This is a genomic window from Candidatus Chlorohelix allophototropha (assembly GCF_030389965.1).
GTDB classification, from domain to species: domain Bacteria; phylum Chloroflexota; class Chloroflexia; order Chloroheliales; family Chloroheliaceae; genus Chlorohelix; species Chlorohelix allophototropha.
On record NZ_CP128399.1, the window covers coordinates 2,638,273 to 2,654,538 of the forward strand.

Annotated in this window: 9 protein-coding genes; 3 read left to right on the top strand and 6 right to left on the bottom strand. The window is 46.1% G+C overall.

Features of this window, described 5'->3' with window-relative positions; all coding sequences use genetic code 11:
* Window positions 1–116 precede the first annotated feature (116 nt).
* The 4 genes from OZ401_RS11580 to OZ401_RS11595 all read right to left on the bottom strand — a co-directional run bounded on the left by OZ401_RS11580 (window position 117) and on the right by OZ401_RS11595 (window position 8,016).
* Window positions 117–1,745 carry a molybdopterin-dependent oxidoreductase gene (locus OZ401_RS11580; protein WP_341468396.1) on the bottom strand — a complete coding sequence of 543 codons (1,629 nt, stop codon included), beginning with the start codon at window positions 1,743–1,745 and terminating at the stop codon, window positions 117–119.
* Between the two features lie 231 nt (window positions 1,746–1,976).
* Window positions 1,977–4,952: a hypothetical protein gene (locus OZ401_RS11585; RefSeq protein WP_341468397.1), complete on the bottom strand. Its 2,976-nt coding sequence runs from the start codon at window positions 4,950–4,952 to the stop codon at window positions 1,977–1,979.
* The gene (murJ, locus tag OZ401_RS11590; RefSeq protein WP_341468398.1) at window positions 4,953–6,551 is read right to left on the bottom strand and encodes a murein biosynthesis integral membrane protein MurJ; all 1,599 of its coding nucleotides are present in this window, start codon (window positions 6,549–6,551) and stop codon (window positions 4,953–4,955) included.
* Between the two features lie 85 nt (window positions 6,552–6,636).
* A complete protein-coding gene (locus OZ401_RS11595; protein ID WP_341468399.1) occupies window positions 6,637–8,016 on the bottom strand; it encodes an AI-2E family transporter in 1,380 nt (459 codons plus the stop codon).
* Between the two features lie 274 nt (window positions 8,017–8,290).
* Between OZ401_RS11595 and OZ401_RS11600 the strand changes: the two genes are divergently transcribed.
* Window positions 8,291–10,801, top strand: coding sequence for a S8 family peptidase (locus tag OZ401_RS11600; RefSeq protein ID WP_341468400.1), 2,511 nt, complete (start codon window positions 8,291–8,293; stop codon window positions 10,799–10,801).
* A gap of 25 nt (window positions 10,802–10,826) precedes the next feature.
* The gene (locus tag OZ401_RS11605) at window positions 10,827–11,564 is read left to right on the top strand and encodes a hypothetical protein (protein WP_341468401.1); all 738 of its coding nucleotides are present in this window, start codon (window positions 10,827–10,829) and stop codon (window positions 11,562–11,564) included.
* Here the strand turns inward: OZ401_RS11605 and OZ401_RS11610 are convergent.
* A complete protein-coding gene (locus tag OZ401_RS11610) occupies window positions 11,561–13,216 on the bottom strand; it encodes a GAF domain-containing protein (protein WP_341468402.1) in 1,656 nt (551 codons plus the stop codon). The genes OZ401_RS11605 and OZ401_RS11610 overlap by 4 nt on opposite strands.
* 469 nt (window positions 13,217–13,685) lie before the next feature.
* On the opposite strand from OZ401_RS11610, the gene OZ401_RS11615 reads away from it, so the two are divergent.
* Window positions 13,686–15,041, top strand: coding sequence for an MFS transporter (locus OZ401_RS11615; RefSeq protein ID WP_341468403.1), 1,356 nt, complete (start codon window positions 13,686–13,688; stop codon window positions 15,039–15,041).
* Here the strand turns inward: OZ401_RS11615 and OZ401_RS11620 are convergent.
* Window positions 14,958–16,247, bottom strand: coding sequence for an MFS transporter (locus tag OZ401_RS11620; protein WP_341468404.1), 1,290 nt, complete (start codon window positions 16,245–16,247; stop codon window positions 14,958–14,960). The genes OZ401_RS11615 and OZ401_RS11620 overlap by 84 nt on opposite strands.
* Window positions 16,248–16,266 lie beyond the last annotated feature (19 nt).

Genomic DNA, 16,266 nt, shown 5'->3' on the forward strand with positions numbered 1-16,266 from the left:
GGCAATGGATTTAAGCCTCTTAGCTCTATTCCGAATTCGTTTTTACTGTTCTAGTTGCTATAAAATAAACAGAGCGTAAGCAATTTTTCTCAATCGCTTACGCCATCGTCGTTAAGCTAAATAATATGTACGTTTACACTATGATAACCGCTAGAGCCACTGGGGAAAGGCGCAGCATTATCTTTAAGCTGTGGCGCACCCGTACCATCAGTAGCACGCACCGTTAGGGTCACAGTCTTGCCTGCTCCCACCGGAGTCCAATCAAACTGCCAGAGTTGCCAGCTATTCTGATTTATAGCTTCTTTAATTCGCGCCTCTTGCCATGTTTTTCCGCCATCGCTACTTACCTCTACTTTTTTGATACCACGCGCCCCGGCAAAGGCAAAGCCATGCACAGTGACAGGTTCGCCACTGCGCAAATCCTCATCGGCTTGGAGAGAAGTAATGGTAGATTCGGTTTTTATTATAGCAAGGTTATCCCAACCCTCCTGCTGCCAGTAGCCTTCATATTCGGTATTAATCAGTGTTATTGAACGAATCCATTTGGCATTTTTCATACCATAGATATCAGGGATCAAGGCGCGCACCGGGAAACCATGCGCTTGGGGCAAAGGCACGCCGTCCATCTCCCACACTAAAAGGGTATTGGGGTCTTGAGCTTTATCTAGCGTAATACTATCAGTATAGCCGTCCGCACAGGTAAACACCAATTTCTTTGCGCCCGACTTTACCCCCACTTGCGCCAGAATATCCTTTAGTGGAGTACCTTTCCACTCGCCATTCCCGATTAGTTGCCCCCCAACCGGATTGCTGATACAAGTGAGGGTATGGGTACGGGTTACTGCGGGTAATTTGCTTATAGAAGCATAATCAAAAGCAATGGGCTTATCTACCATACCGTTTATTTCGAGCTTCCAATCCGTAGCGTTTACATTCGGGTCAATCACATTTTTGCTAACACCGTAGAAAGTATCAACCGGAGTGATTTCCCCCTTGAGTTTGTCACCTTCGTATCCAGCGCCCAGATTAACCCAATAGCCCGGGTTTTTGACTTTGAATGCGCCTACTCCAATTCCGGCGGCAAGGGCAACCACAAAGAATGCAGTCAAACCGAGGATGAAACGGCGACGACCCGGCACATTCCCAATTTCTTCATCGCTCTCGTCTTCTGCGCGCCGGACAGATACATCTTCAGAAGATTCAGGCATGAGCTTCAGGAAAAAATAACCTAAAGCTAAACCGTAAAGCTGAAATAGTAGGAATGAGCTAAGCAGGATAATAACTTGATCCTGACCCAGATCAGCGCCGACAAAGCCTGCGCCCATCAACGGCAGACCAATAAGTACCGTCACCACCCAAATACTGACGCTAAGAATGAAGCTATTGCGCCAGAGCATTTGGCTGTTCTCAATTCGCGGCACAAACCAGATCAAAAAAAGCGCCAATAAACCACCCGCTACAATTTGTCCCAGTAATACGCCATAAAACAGCAGAGTCTTACCCATTGGACCTATGGACTGAATGAAAAACTCCTGAATTTGCGCGGGAAAGAGGGTTGCAAGCTTATCCGAGAGAATATTAGCAAGGCTTCGAGGGACTAATCCTGCAATCTGCGCCAAGAGCATCGTTAAGGTCATAGTGGCAGAGGCAAACGCGCCTGCCCCAAAAACTGTCCATCTATGTTTTTTATTCTCGAAATTGTAAAGACCGGGGTCACTTCCGATTCTATTTTTTGTTAATGCCATCTCTATATCTCCAGATTATTTGCTTTTAATAGCCAAATTTATACGATAATTGTACAACATGCCGAATATTTAGTAAGCTGTAAAAACTTAACAAAGTATTACAAAATAACCTTTGGCTTTCTTATAGCTCTCGTCTATTCCTTTGAATGCAAAAAAAGAAGCCTATAGATATAACAGGTGTTATAGGCGTATGCATAATGTGGAAATATCAGCAGAAAAGAAAGTTATCTTTTACTTGAGCGGTGGCAGAAAGAACAAAGGGCGGTCAGGCAGCATAGTAATGTCACTAAGTCGCTGACCTTCAAGGCTAAACTCGTAGAGACGCGCCACGCCTACCTGCGTATTCAAGGTAGGATTCTGGGGGTCGTTGCGCCACAGAGCAATGAATACTGCCCAATCGCCGTCTCCGGGGCGTATCACTTCTGCGCCCATATCCACCCGATTACCGTCCACTGTAACGGAAGTTTCCTGACGCTTGGGGTCAAAAGTAAATTCAACCTTACGAGCAGTCTGCGAACCTGGCAGGGCAATAGACCAGTTACCAAAATGTCCGGAGGGATGGGTACCCCAGGGACGGCGATACACGTCCAGCGTCAAGGTGTATTTACCGGGAGTCTCCGCGCTCAACGAAGGAGTCAAAATCTCAAAATTGCTAATAAATTTATCGCCATCCTGTCGGCTGGTAGTATTCAAAATAGCAGGGTTACCGCTGGCAGGAGATAGAGCTTCAGTATTCTGAGAGGTTGCGTCAAGCAACTCTACGCGACTCAATTGTAAGCTCTGTCCGGGTGAAGGCTCAAGCGAAATTTTCTCACCCGCATTGAGATTGGAACTTCGCCAGTTCGTCAGCCCGGTTGCTAAATTCAAAGTAATCTCGCGGTTGCCTTGTCGGATAATAGCCTTTTGTGGGTAAAAAGTTGCCAGTGTCAGGTTCAAGTAACTACTAGCCCCACTCGCGGTTTTACCCTTACCAACGCTATTGCCATTAAATTTGACCTCGTTTTTCCCGATTTCAAGCTCAAGTTGCCCTTTTAAAGTGGCATAATCTCTTAAAGAGGCAGCGCGCCCAACATCATAGGCGACAAGTGAGGGTTCTTTGCGCTTGTAAAATTTTAGCCCATTACCACTCCAAACTTCATCGGTTGCGCTAAAACCATAGGGGGAAGGGTCTTCGTCTGCACCAAACAAACCATAATCCACCGCAGTTCCGGTGGGTGGAGAAGACGGGAAACGATAGCCCACGCGGTCATTGCCGTACAGCTTATGCCCGAAACGCTGGAAAATGGTCTGGGTAAATTCAATTGTAGCGGGTTGGGTACGACGGTAATCGCTGGTTATAACATTTGAGCCAGTTGGAATACTACGCGCCAGATTCAACATCCAAGGGTCAGCTGCGAGTTCATAAACCTTGATTTTATCAGTCGAGAAATCTGCTGCCTGCATCAATTCTTTGGTACTCTTGATTCGCGACTCGATTTTATCCCATGCGCCCGAAGGCAACGGCGTATTCTCATCATTAAGGTGGTACACCACCCAGCGAATACCCATACCCTGTAACAGCGCAAGCGATTCTTTTGAGGGGAAATTATCGGTTATATCGCGCATATCACCATAGACAGGAGGTACATAACCGCTCATACCACCCACTAACGGTTGGAAATTCGACAAGCTGTAAAAATTGCGGATGGCAGGGCTATTGCGAGGGTCGCGTGGGAAGGGTAATTCTATTACTGCCCCAGAATTTTCAGGTTGTGCCAACCAGCTATAAACCCGTGGCGGGTTGGGCAGGATTTTAGGGTTAATATAAGTAATTTCGCTATGATATTCCCAGAACGCGCCGAATAATAGGATTGCCATAAGCCCAAACGGGGAAAACCTACGAACATTGCGGGAAAAACGCTGCCAGAGTGTAACGCCCGCTGCCAGAAAAGCAACTCCCATACCCGCCAGCACTGCCACCACCAACGTAACAAACAAACCGTAGCGCATAACCGCCCGCAAGCCCTTCCAACCCGGCACATAATCGAAGAAAAACCCGTAAGGCATGGGTATTTCTGCGCCCCATGCCTTCAACGCAGGACCGAAGCTCATCAGCAGGGCAAATAATGCCACCCCAAACCAAACCCACCCTTCGCGCCGTAGCTGCTTTATTGGTGTAGGTTCGTCAACCACGCTAAATTCTTTCTTACGGCGGCGCAAGAACCCATAAACGAGCGGACATACTAGCCCAATCGTGCCAAATACCAGCCCCAATGCACCCGGAAAGAGTTTGCGCTCACCTCCAGTACCCCCGAAACGGCTCAGGGTATTACCCCAGAACAGGTTATTATCGGTGGTTGCTAGATAAAAACGATAGTTGGCTGAAAATTGCTGCGCTTCGCTGCGGGTACGTTCCGCCGATTGGAGAGAAGTAACCTCGAAGTAAGGGAACGCTACCGGCAATACAAGCAAACCCACCAACCCAAGTCCTAAGACCAATTTTAGCAACAAGGCTGGAGAGGGTAGCCGTTTGGTAGAAAGTTGCAATAACATCACGAAAACGGCAAACACAGGGGCGGTATAGAGCAGATAATAGAAAGTGGAATAAGCCGTTAAGGTGTAGAAAAAGACAAACCCTGCTACCAACCACCAGTCGCGTTTTATCGCCAATTTGAAAGAGCCTGAATCCTGTAGTACCAACCGTCGTAACAGCAAAAAACACAGGGGTAACCACTGCGTTGAAAGTACATTTAGCTGGCTGATACGCCCGATTCGATAAGGCGCAAAAGCAAACACCATGCCAGCTACCAGCCCGCCCAATCTACTCCCGCTAATATCTTTCACCAGCAGATACATAGCCCAACCGCTCAGGGCAAAACTGAACCAGGTTAGAACATTATAAGACAACACAATATTGCCGCTCAGGAAGAAAATCGGCATTGCCTGAAGCGCGGGCGCAATCATGGCATCGGCAAACGCCAGCGAATTGGTATAGGGATAAAACAGATTAGCATTGAACAGATTGGCAGGGTCGATGGTCAAGCTGTGAATCGTCCAGCGCATTGACCACATCTGAAGCAGACTATCGCCTTCGGTGACGGTGGAAACTGCCATGTAAGCCGAGAGCGGGTACATTATAAAGAAGGAAACAAACAGGAAAAAATAAAAAGAAAGCGCATCCGGATGTAGTAAGAAATTCTTAGTTTTTATTGCGAATGACCTTGCCATTTAGCCCTTTAATTTACGGCGCACTGCCCCAACCACCAGATTCAATTCTTCCACTTTCAAAAGGCGTAGCGTCAGCAAGTACACCACCGCCCCGCTAGTTGTTCCTACCGCCAACCCTAACAAGTTGGGTAAAAAACCGCTCGCATTAAACCCATTCGTTAGAAATCCAGCCACCAGAAAAGCTACCGCCGCCATCAGCAACGCACCTAACCCACTTTTTAGAAGAGTGTAGAATAAGCCATTGCCCCGCAAAGTGCCGAACAAACGGCGTAAAAGCACGAACATCACCAGCATATGCACCAGTTGTTGCAAACTATTCGCCAGCACCAAACCAAGTATGCGTAATGCGCCCACCGGCAGTAACCATGTGCAAAGCAAAGCAACTGTGAGGTAAACCAGATTGGAGAATACCCCCACCAGTACCGGGGTGAGGGTGTTCTTGCGGGCGTAAAACGAGAAAATGAGCATTTGGTCAAGCGCGGCAGCAGGCACACCGGGCAAATAGCCCAGCAAAGCCACTAGCGTAAACCACTTACTCTCATCGTTGAAAGCGGCGCGCTGGTAAATTACGGTGATAGTAGGCAAGGCTAAAGCCAGCAACCCTAGCGTAGCCGGAATGACCAGTACCAATAACAAGCGTAAACCACTCATAAGGGTAAAGCGGAAATTCTCCTTATTCTCATCATCTGCCAACCGTGAGAGAGTGGGCAAAATCGCCAGCGAAATGGCGCTTCCCACCAGACCTAGCGCAAATTGCTGGAGATTGGTGGCGTAGCGCATCGCCGGAATCGCCTCTGAACCGGCTTGGTTAGCCAAATTGCGGTCAACCACCAACGCAAGGCTGGTTATAAGCAGTCCTAGAAATATGGGCAAATAGAGCTTTAGAATTTGTCTTACCGCCGGATGATTCCATTCAAGCGAAGGCTTTAAGGGGATATCGCGTAAACCGGGCGCTTGCAGTACAATCAACAGGAAAGTGCCGAATAATACACCTAGCACCATACTCCATACGCCAAGCAACCAGCCCAACGAAACAGCCACAATGATAATACCCAGATTGCGTGCCGCCAGCGAAATTGCCGACCAGACGAAACGTTGCAAGGCTTGTAACGCCGCCGTCATTATCGAGCTTACCCCTAAGAATACAATCGCCAGCAGGATTATGCGGGTTAAACCAACTGTAAGGTCTTTTATATCGTCTGTTTCTTTGGTAGCCATAAAGCGGGCTAAGGGGTCGGCAACAAGTTGCAACAGCGCTACTACTCCAATGAGGAAAAGCAAGCCCAGCGTAAGCAACACATTGACCACTCGCCAGAACTCAGCGCGATCTTCGGCGCGGGCGGCGTAGCGACTAAGAACCGGAACAAGGGCGGAACTTATCGCCCCGCTCACCAGCAAATCGAAAAAGATGCTCAGGGTATTATCGGCTATGACAAAGGCAGTGGCAAAAGCAGTAGTACCAAACAATGCCGCCAACACCGCATCTCGCAAAAGTCCGAAGATGCGGGTTAGAATATTACCCAAAGAGATGATTATTGCCGCGCGGATGATTCCTCCGCTAAAGCGGCGTGGGGATGGCGTTACTTTGACTTGTGACATTAATCCAGTCTGATAGCTATAACAATATCAAAAATACTCAATGATTATGGGTCACAAGCCTTGTATCGTCAAGTTTGGGATATAATCAGTCTTCGTTACCGAAGAAATGTTCCTGTTCCTGTACAACCACCGAAAAACCAGAACCGCGTAGGGTATGCGCGGTTGGCTCATCTTCCCCTACGAAAAATGCCACATCAAGTTTGCGCGTGGCTCTTAGTTGCTGGATATGGGTAAGGACTTCAGGTTTGCGCAATACTTCGCTTTTTGCACCGACAAGTAACAAGCGGGAACCGGATTCATAACGATCTAGCGTCTCTAGAAGTTCGTCACTATCCGTGCCGGGTTTCAGGATAATTTTTTGGCGATCGGCATCTACTAATTTGTAATAGAGATAACCAATCACGATTTTCAGAACCGCCACTACCGGAACTGATAATAATAAACCCATCGGTCCTAATAATGCCGCGCCTGCTATGGTTGAGAAAATCACCAGAAGCGGGGGAAGTTCCAGAATTTTGCCGACCAAATTCGGAATTACCAGATAATCCTCTATCTGACGCAATATAAATAGTGCAATCGCAACTACTATTGCCAGCATCACACCGTCCAAACCAAAGGATAGGTTTGCCCCATGTGGCTGAAAATATGCTACTAAACAGCTAATGCCGATTGCAAGATAAGGTCCTACAAACGGTATAAGCTCCAAAACCCCTACCATGATTGCCAGTAAGATAGCATAACGAATGCCAAGAATTTCCATTATGATAAATGAACTAACGCTCATAATCAGCACTAGGAAAAACTGCGCCTTGATATAGGCACCTAGAACCCGGTCGGCGCGCTCAAACAAGTCCAACATTTCATTGCGCGCCATTAGTGGAAGAGTATCCAAAAAATGCAGAAGTGGGCGAGCGCCCATTAACAGAAAGTAGAAAGTTGCAATCAAATATAATAGGAAATCAATAAGAAACCGGAAAGTGCCGGAAAGTAATTTTGGTCCGATTTCCTGCGCTATTTCAGGGAGACGATTTACCACCCCATCAACTGCACTGATTACGGTATCCGATTGTACTTCTATACCAGCAATATTTACGGTAGGGTTTGCCCCTAGATTATCCTTAACGGATTGCTGAATTTTTGGCACATCTTCGGACAGTATTTTTGCTTCCTGCCTTACCGCTGGAACTAACCAAGCTATTACCAGCACCAACACCACAAAAAATATCAAATAAAGAACTGCCGACCAAACCCAACGAGGTTTTCCGGTACGCCAAGTAAGATATTTAATAGGGTCATTAAAGATAAAAGCGGTTACCAATGCCCAGATAAAGGGCGGTAATATTTCACCTATTTTTAAAAAGAAAGCCACCAGCAACCCTACCACTATAAAAACTATCAGACGCTTCATTGTGGGTGAAAACTTTAATTCCTGTACAGATGGCAGCTTTTCGGTGTTATTTTGCATTGATTTTTCTCCAAAAAAGACGCGAATGAGAACGAAGTTTTACTTTCATCTTTTGATGATGAGACAAGCTTGATAAAATTAATGCGAATACAAATTTTTTGCGAACAAGTTACAAATTAGAGTAAAATTAAATCGAATTATACTCTAGCCCTTTATTCACAGCAATGAAACCGCATATCAAACCTTTTCAGACGGACATATTATCTTTATAATAAGGGGACAGTATTTCTAATTCTCAGCAAATATTAACCACAGACAATGGAGAAACCAAAGTATGCCCATCCGCAAGTTCAAGGTAGTATTTCTGCTTTTGATTACTTTGCTCGTAGGCTTGCTGATGCAGGCGTGTGGACCGGAGCCAACTCCTGCCCCGACTCCAGAACCTGTCCCCAAGGAAAGTAAAATTGATACTGTGCTGCTCGGCGTGCTGGTTAAATATGCCACCGCTGAAGGTACAAAAGAGCAGAAATTGCAATTGGCGATCGACTATGCCCGCCAGCAAAATATTATTGACAACCAAGATGAAGTTAACTTTGAACTGGAACTGAACGACCCAACTGCCCAGAAACCTGTAACCGAAAAGGTTACAACGATGGGTGGGAGAGTTACTAACTCTGCCAGTGAAGGCAATATTGTAAAACTACGGGTCAAAGTCCCGGTCAAAGTGTTTGTGGACTACGTAAATTCATCCAGTCAGGATAATTACCTTTCCGATTTGGCTGGCTTCAAGGGCGTAATTGGCATCAACCTTTTATATCCGCGCACTATCCAAGAATTTAACGGGTTACCTCAAACCCTTGAGGCACTCCAACAAGTGGGAAATCTGGCAAAGAATGAAGGCGTTAAAATAATGCAAACCGATAAGTGGCAGCAAGCCGGTTTTACCGGTAAAGGCGTGCGTGTTGGCATTATTGATGGTGGGTTTAAATTCTTTCAAGATTTACAAGGCAGCTATTTACCCCGCGACTTCAATCCGGTAGATATTGATAAAGAGGTCGGCGGAGATGGCATGCTGGAAGATGATGTGCATGGCAGCGCCGTATCAGAAATTATCTACTCGCACGCGCCGGATGCTCAGTATTTTGCCGCCGCAATTGACGGTAGCGATGATCAATTTTCGCGGGCTATCAGTTATATGGTTAGCCAGAAGGTCAATATTATCTCGATTTCTATGGGTGGACACGGCACTGCCGGAGACGGTAGCAGCTTTCTGGAGAAACAAATAGAGCGGGTCAGGCAGGAAAATGGGATTCTATTTGTGTTTTCAGCCGGAAACGAAGGCTCATCGCACTATACCGCTTATTATGAGCCTGACTCCAGTGGTTGCCATCAATTTGCGCCGGGCGTTACCCGCATGGCTCTAGGAAACCCATCAAGCGCTCCCTTTCCCGGTTATGTGATGCTAAACTGGGAACAGTGGCTAAACGGGGGTATCAATCCCAATGCTACCGACCTTGACCTATTTATTACCGATATAAACGGAACCACTTTGATAAGTAGCACCGGCGACCAACGTTCCCGTACACCCAAAGAATACGTACCCTTAAAATTAAATCCGGGGCAATTAGTTTATATCAAAGCGTGTGCCAAACGTACCGGGGGGAAAGTAGAACGTTTCAGGCTGCATATCTTTAGTCACGATTTGCCCCTCCAGTTTGTTGTCCCACGCATTGCTGTCGCTGATCCGGCTTCGTCTAAGGGCGCGCTGGCAGTAGGAGCTACTAATTATAAAACAGATGCAATCGAATACTACAGCAGCCAAGGACCATTAACAAACGGTGTATTTAAGCCTGAAATCTCAGCCCCTGCCAGTGTAAGCAGTGGGGCTTATGAGGAAGAAGGCAGCAGTAATTTCCCAGGCACCAGTGCAGCCTGCCCGCAGGTTTCAGGCATGGCAGCAGTATTGAAAAGCGCCAATCCCAATCTGTCTATAGACGATTTTACGACAGTAGTGCTGGAACACGTAAAAGACCTAGGACCGGTAGGTCCTGATGTTGCCTTTGGATACGGACGCGCCGATGCCGGAAGCAATCCGGGGGCTGCCAACGCCAAACCGCAAGGTAAATTACCTCCCGCTCCCGCTCCCAATAAGGAACCGGATATAAATCCAATCGTGATTGTAACTTTAAATTCGCGTTTTGCTTACCCAACCCCTGTGGCAACTCCCCGTAAAGTTGTTGCAACTACTTCTGCGGGTACAGCTAACACTACCTCTGCGCCAATTACCGATGCGCCAATAACGCCCCAGCCGGTGGGCAATGTCGCCTTTGAAGACCTTTTCAAGGATACCAACAGTGGATTGCCAAATGGGGGTGCAACTCTCTATCAAAATGGGCGTTACAGTGTGAAAGCAACCACTAGCCAGTTGGTGTGGGGCGTTTATCCCAATAACAAAATTCAGCCTCAGTCCTTTAGCGCGGAAGTGTCGGTACAGGGAATTAATAGCGATGCCGGACTATATGGGCTTGTATTCTGGTATCAGAATCCTAGCAGCTATTATCTCGCCAGCGTAACCGGAAGCGGTCAGGTGCAGGTCAGCCAATTTAACAACGGCAACTGGAAAGAAATTCTGCCATGGACGAAGATTGGAGCATGGAAAGCGGGTGCTTCAAACCGTTTCACTATCCAAACCACCGATGGGGGCTTGAAAATTTTCGTGAATAACCAAGCGGTAAATGCACAACCGCTTAAAGCTTCAGGTTCAGGTTCAATTGGTTTTGCAGCAGGTAGCTACGGTGGCGCAGTGGAAGCGAGTTTTACCCAATTCCGCTTGACTACGCGCTAAGTTAGCATAGCAAGGAGTTAACAAAATGAAGACTGTCCGCGTACTGCTTTTAATTTGTGTGCTTGAGGCATTATTAGTAAGCTGCACAGATAGTAGTGGACAGTCTTCAGTTGCAGTTGAAAACTCTGAAAGGGACAACAGCTACGAGTGGCAATATCGCTGGTTAAAAGGAATCCCCTGCCGCGCGCCTTGCTGGGAAAACATCGTGCCAGAGCAAACAACGGCTGAGCAAGCTTTAACAGTTATGCGAAATAACCCACTTGTTAGCAACCCTGATAATACCCTGCATCGTGCAACTCCTGACTTGGGATTCCTTGATTGGGATTGGACAGGTAATCCACGCACTTCAAATGCTACCGAAGGAACCGGGGGCATTTTGCTGTATCACAAAGATTTACCCATAAACACAGTTATACTGATTAGTCCCCTATTTCCACACCCCTTTACCTTTAGCGAAGTAATCCAAGCCTATGGAGAACCCAGCCATATAGCAATTTTACCTGTTAAACAGCAAGACAAAATTTATTACAATACCTATATCATCTATCTATATAACGGGTTTGTACTCAATACACGCACTTCTTTTGAACCCGATATTTCAATAGACATGGCGCTAGAAGGTCTTGCATTTTTTGAACCGGGTGTAAACGGGTTAAGTACCTATAGTGAAAAATTACCCGACCAAATGGTTGAATGGAATGGCTTCAGGAATTTCATGTATTACTGCCGATCGGACAACGATGGTGAGTGTGGGGTGAATTAGGGCTTACTGAGATGCGGGTTTATTACCCGAATACCCGGTACAGGCTCGGTAGTAGCCAACCGAACAATTTGCTGGTAAGCACGAATACGTGAGGTCATTTCGAAAATCGCTTTTTTCATCTCTTCAAAAACTTCGGGGGTGGGTTCTTCCCCAAAATCGGTAATCAACTCTATTTCTGCTTGGAGCAAAGTGAGTGGCTGGCTAAGCTCATGTGCGGCGGTTCGTGCCATTATCAGAGCCGCTTGTAGTTGTTCTTGCTTATGTTGGTTTTCAATTTGTCGGGCATATTGAACTGCATAAGATATTTGGGCTGTTAACATTTCAGCATAACGTTCGTCATCTTTAAAGAAAATTTTGCTCTCATAAGAGAGCAGGCTTAATACTCCTAAAAACTGGTCTGCCGCAAACATTGGTATGAAAATCCCGGATTTCCATTTTGGATTGGGGTCAATGGATACGCCATGTAGATGCTGCCGGAGTGAGGTTAAATCTGGAATCATCAAGGTTTGCCTTCGAAGCGCCACATTGCCGGTAATACCAACCCCGACTTGCATTTCCTTGAGCCAGTCGGGTGCATTAGCATCGTCTCTGGTATAGCGTGAAGTAGAGGTATTCTTAGCAGCTTGAGAGATGTCAAGGAAGATCTCTAAATTGAGGAGCTGTGGATTATTCTGATTTACCAAATGAATCGAACCCCGCTCAGCCCCTAGAACCTTCATTGCGACTTTAAGAGCATATTCGGTAGTTTTATCAATTTCGGTGTTAACGCGCAAACTACGATTAATCTCCTCAAGAGTTTCGAGTTCGTGATTGCGGCGTTCAAGCTTTTCATTTAACTTGGCAAGGTCACGATAAAGGCGAGCATTATGGATTGCTAAAGAGGCGAGTGACGTAAATTCTTTTGCCAAGGCAATATCATGCTCAGTCCAGTTATATGCCTTGAAGTTACTAGCCCACATTAAAGCTATCATATCATCTTTGAGGTAAATCGGAGCCGCCAGCGAAGCAATTATACCGCTAGTTCGAATCATATCATCAATATCAGGGGAATGTTCAAAAGATTGGTCATTGAAATAATCGTTGGTATAAGCAACTTGTCCGGTGGAATATGCCCGCCCACCTACCCCTTTGCCGGATAAATAACTTGGTAGAACCGGAGCATAATTAAAAGTTAAGTTGGGGCTTTGATTATCACCTACAAGTATATTATTTTCTATCAGCCCGATTGTAACTGAATCAACCTCCAGTAATTCCTTAGCACGTTCGCTAAGGAGATCTAGCATTTCATTTAGATCAAGCGTAAATAGCACTTTACGGCATAATTCCAACAAAACTGATTTACTATCGTTAAGGAATTTTATTTGTTTAATAGAACGAGCATTCTTTATAGCTGCACCGCCAATATGGGAAAGCTCACTCGCACGAATGAAATCTACTTCCTGCCATTGATAAACTTCTGGTTTGAATATTGCAAGCAGTGCAATCACTTGATTGTCAGCAAGCAGTGGCACAATCAGCAGAGCCTTACAATCAGCATGCTTCATCATCTGGTTGATAGTTTCGCTATGCTCAAAACTGGTATCCTCCCAATAGTTGGGGATAGCAATTATACTTTTACTATCAAAAGCTTTGTTAAACAAGCCAGTTTTCATAATGAAAGGGCATGCTTTACAATCGCAATTGACGATGAAATCGCCTTTTAAACAATATATATCAGCTAATTCTTGCGGACTATATACAACTATAGGGGCGGTTTTTGCTTGGTATGTTTTGATGGCAAAATTGGAAAGAATCTCAAGGGTACTAGGTAGGCTAGTTTCAGTTAGTAATAATCTGGATAATTCGTAAATTTCCAGTTTAATTTCATTGTGGAGTTGGGATTTGATTAATTGGTAATAGTTAACAGGAATATCCATATCGCTAAATTTGAGTTATAACTTAACCAGAATATACTAACGATTATTAATTTAATTTAATTTAATGCGTTTTACTTAATTATAAAGCCCTCTGTAACTTATAGCAACCTCAGTTAATAAAAATAGGCAATAAGTAGCATAAAAAGCTGGGGAAATATGGCTATACTAATTAGAAATTCAAATTTAAAGTTGCTGAGGAGAGGTGATGGGTAGGGGGCAAATTTTAGCAGAAAGAGCCATTAGACGCGCCGGATTCAGAGTTGAGGGCTTACCTCGTGGAGTCTACAACAATTTCTTCTTCGAGTTTTTCAATGCAGTCTTCTGGCAAAGTCTCGGCGCACCGATGGTACTTTTCATCCGGCAAAGTGGTGGAAGCGCCTTTGCGGTAGGGCTAATTTCTGCGATGCCGCTTATTCTTATGCCCATAACGCTGGCTTCAGCCCGGTTCGTCGAGAGATTCGGATACAGGCGTACCGCGCTAACTTTCTGGACTCTACGTTGGGTGCTCAGTTCTTCAGTAATCTTGATTGCTCTAGTGAATATTCCGGGGTTCGATAGCCTACGCGCCGGTTTAGCGCTGGGAATTCTAGGAATCTACCACCTGTGCCGCAACTTTGGTATATCGGGCTGGATGCCTTGGCTTACCCTAATAATCTCTCGTGAAAAGCGTGGTCTTTACCTAAGTCGCGCCACTCTATTCTCAAACCTCGGTAGCGTATTAACCTTCTTGCTGGTAGGAGCAATACTTGGTCCAAACCCGGCGCTGGCTACCTTTGCAATAGTATTTGGGTTGGGAACTCTAGGCGGGTTTATAAGTTCTTTTTTTATGATACGGGTTGCCAAAATACCGCCCGAAGCGATTACTACTACTTCCCAAAGCGCGCGCCTGAGTTTCTCGCAGAGCATGAAAAGTTGCTTTGCCCAACCGGGCTTTAAAACCTTTGTGACAGTACAGAGCTTCTATGGGGTCGCATTTTTTGGGATACCTTCGCTCAGCTTGATTTATCTACGCGAAAAAGTTGGCATTAACCCTAGCTTGATTCTGTATTTTTCTACCGCAGGAGTAGTAGGTGCTTCGATTGCTTCGGTGGTTTGGGGTCGTTGGATAGACCGCCGACAGAGTGTAATGTCATTGCAATTACTGGCATTTTCAGGGTTGTGTTTTAACTCTTTACTTTGGTTAGCCTTGCAATTACTCCCGGCAGGCTTTAACTATTTAATGGCAGCCACGCTATTGTTTCTCAGCGCAATCTGGATTGCCGCCCTAAATATGAGCCAATCGCACAGCATTATGACCCTTGCTCCGGAGCAAGATCGGGTAATGTTCCAGAATATCGCCACTTTTATTACTTATATCTCACAAGCACTTGCGCCTATGCTATGGGGCTTACTACTGGATTATCTCGATCATAACACGATTGAACTGAATATTGGCTTACTAAAACTGAGCGCGTACCAGATTTTTTTTGCCGCCACGCTAGTTATCGGCATAGGAGGCGTGGCTATCGTCGCTCGTTTCCTGCTGCAAAGCCGGAAATTCGCGCAGAGTACGCAGCGGTGAAAATATTACTGCTAAACTGCCTAACAACATGCCAACTAAGGCTATCAGCAAGGTCAGCCTGACACCTAACCAGCTTCCCAAAAATCCGGCTACTAGTGGGCCTATGGGGCTGATTGCGCCGATCAAAAACTGCATACTGGCATTTGCCCGCCCTAGCAACCTATCCGGTACTACCGACTGGCACAAACTGGTGGAATGAATCAAAAAGACCATCAGGGTAGCATCACCCAACAGTTGGGGCAAAGCCATACATACTATTACCAACCAAGGCGAACCACCTGCCAGAGGTATCAGAAACGGTACCAACTTGCCAAGAAATAACGCCACCAATAGAGAGTTGCCCAAGCCCAATCTTTTCAGCATTGGTGTAGCCAGTAATGTACCGAGTAATGCGCCAATCCCACCTAGCCCGATTATAAACCCCAGTATTCCCGGCTCTAATTTTAAATCGTTTACGGCGTAATATACATAGAAAGTGCCGATGAAGCTGCCAAAAAAATTGGAAATTGCGCTATTTATCGCTAACGGGCGCAAGTAGGGGTTTGACAGCACAATGGCTAACCCTTCTCTTACTTCTCTCCAAAAGTTAAATTCGTGATGAGCAGAAATAGATTTGGTTTCGGGCTTACGAATTAAGCCTACACCTAACGCCGAAAAAAGATACGAGATTGCGTCAAATGCTATTGCGAGGGGTGCAGTTAACGTTTGTACCAGCACTCCCGCCAAAGGAGGCCCGCCTATTTCCGCCAGCGAACTACTAGCTCCTAGCTTGCTATTGCCCTCCACAATGTTTTCGCGCTCTACCAGCGATGGAAGGTAGGATTGGCTTGCCACCTCGAAAAAGATGGTAAATACCCCTACAAGCAACGCCACTACATAGAGTTGCCACATGGTAAGCAACCCGAATAGAGCGGCTACCGGAATCGAGCCTACCAGCAAAAATCTGCCTATATCGCACCAAATCATAACGGGGCGACGCTTTACGCGATCTACGAGGACTCCGGCGATTAATCCCACCAACAAAACTGGTAAAGCCGCCAGCGCAGTAAGAAATCCAAGTTCAGCCGGACTTGCTGCCAACACCAGCACCGCTGCATAGGGCAAACCTTCGCGAGTAATGCGGGAGCCAAACTCCGAAATCATTTGCCCTGTCCACAACTTCATAAAATCCGGCTTACGCCATAAGCCGCCCAAATGTATTTTCAAGAAACAATCCTTCCAGAGG